The organism is Roseateles sp. P5_E11 (assembly GCF_054049355.1).
On the sequence record NZ_JBFUMO010000842.1, the window covers coordinates 1 to 1,838 of the forward strand.

General features: G+C 67.2%; 2 protein-coding genes and 1 pseudogene. 1 reads left to right on the forward strand and 2 read right to left on the reverse strand.

From position 1 onward, the window contains the following. A pseudogene (locus tag ACXJKR_RS31255) lies at positions 1-102 on the reverse strand (serine/threonine protein kinase); the annotation flags it as partial. Between the two features lie 32 nt (positions 103-134). On the opposite strand from ACXJKR_RS31255, the gene ACXJKR_RS31260 reads away from it, so the two are divergent. Further along, on the forward strand, positions 135-1,049 hold the full coding sequence (locus ACXJKR_RS31260; protein ID WP_457326165.1) for a YicC/YloC family endoribonuclease: 915 nt from the start codon (positions 135-137) through the stop codon (positions 1,047-1,049). Positions 1,050-1,065: 16 nt separating this feature from the next. On the opposite strand, the gene ACXJKR_RS31265 is transcribed toward ACXJKR_RS31260, so the two are convergent. Beyond that, positions 1,066-1,692, reverse strand: a complete 627-nt coding sequence (locus tag ACXJKR_RS31265; RefSeq protein ID WP_056195332.1) for a Sua5/YciO/YrdC/YwlC family protein — start codon at positions 1,690-1,692, stop codon at positions 1,066-1,068. Between the last annotated feature and the right edge of the window lie 146 nt (positions 1,693-1,838).

Genomic DNA, 1,838 nt, shown 5'->3' on the forward strand with positions numbered 1-1,838 from the left:
GAGATACACCACGCCGAAACCGCCCGCCGCCAGCCGCTTGATGATCTGATAGCCCCCAACCACCGTGCCTGCGGGCAAGGGCGCCGGCTTCGGCTTGGACATAATCGCGTTTTGTCTGTTTTGCGAGATGCGAAATGCCAGTCTACAGCATGACCGGGTACGCCAATTCCCTGGCACAACCCCCTAAAGCCGAGGACGGCAACAGTTCAGCGCAAGCGTCGGTCAGCGTCGAATTGCGGTCGGTCAACGGCCGGTTCCTGGACCTGTCCATGCGCATGCCCGAGGAGATGCGCGGCCTTGAACCCCAGTTGCGCGAGCTGATCGCGGCACGTTTCAAGCGCGGCAAGATCGAGTTGCGCATCAACACCCAGCGCGACGCCGATGGCGCCTGGCCGCAACCCCAGCCCGAGCAGCTCAACCGCCTCGCCAGCCTGGAAGCCAAGGTACTCACCTGGCTGCCGCAGGCGGCGCCGCTGTCTGTCCATGAGGCCTTGAACTGGTGCAAGAGCGGCGCGGCGGCACCAGCCCAGTTGGACGCTACGACGCTCGAGGCCGCACAGGCCTGCGTGCAGGGCCTGGCCGAGGCCCGCGAACGCGAGGGCGAGAAGCTGGTGGCCATCCTGAACGAGCGCATTGCACGGCTGCGCGTGCTGGCCGATGAGGCCGAGCCGCTGCTGCCCGCCGTCGTGGCGCGCCAGCAGCAGCGCTTCCTGGAGCGCTGGCAGGAGGCGCTGGCCACCACCGGCGCTGGCAGCAGCGTGCCGCAGGAAGCTTTGCAGGAGCGCGCGCTGAACGAGGCCGCAGCCTTTGCCATCCGCATCGACGTCGCCGAGGAACTCGGGCGGCTGCGGGCGCACCTCGAAGAGCTGACCCGCCTGTTGAAAAAGGGCGGCGAGCTCGGCAAACGCCTGGATTTTCTGATTCAGGAATTACATCGCGAAGCGAATACTTTGGGCTCCAAATCCGCCGCGCTGGAATTGACCAATATTTCCGTCGAGATGAAAGTCGCCATCGAGCAGATGCGCGAACAGGTGCAAAACATCGAATAGGTTTTGGGCAGGTCATTCAGGCGGCCATCCGCACCTCGGACTGCGCCACGCCAACGGGCCAACGCGCCAGGCTCGGCCGGGACGGCTGGAACAGCTCCACCCACGCCAGATCCTGGGGTTCGAGCGAGCCAACGTCGAGGGCGACGTCCAGCACCGCCTGGGCATCAATCGGGAGCAGGTCGAGGTCTTCTGCGCCTTGCCCCCAAAGCGGCGGCGTGACGAGCAGCGCTTCGTCGAGCAGGCCCAACAGGCCCTGGCAGACCGGATGGGCGCCGAAATACAGCAAGCCTGCGCCGCCAGCCGCCGCAGCAAGGCGGCGCGGCACGCGGTGGGTGCAGCGCAGCAGGAAGGCAGCGGCACCCGCCTCGGCATCCCTGACCGCGCGGAAGGCGCGGTCGTCGATGCGCAGATAAGTGGCCGCCTGGGCGAGGTCGCGGCACAACAGCATGACGGGTTGGCGCTCGTCCACCACGCGCAGCAACCGGGCTGCGGCCGCCTTGTCGTCGAGCCGGCAGGCCATCAGATACCCGGCCGCCGTCGGCAGGGCGGCGATCGCGCCGGCGCGCAGCCTGTCCGCAGTCGCCTGGAGCAGGCGCGCTTGCGGGTTGTCAGGATGGACCTCGTGGCGAAGAAAGCGGCGCATCGTGGGACCTCGTGATGTCACATGGACACGCCACGACGATAAGAAAAGCCACCCGACGCCCGCGTCGGACAAGCCGCTGTGGCGCTGCCGGAGGTCAAGACTTGACGACGCACGGGGTCGTCGGGCGCTCGCAATCGGGCCTGCAT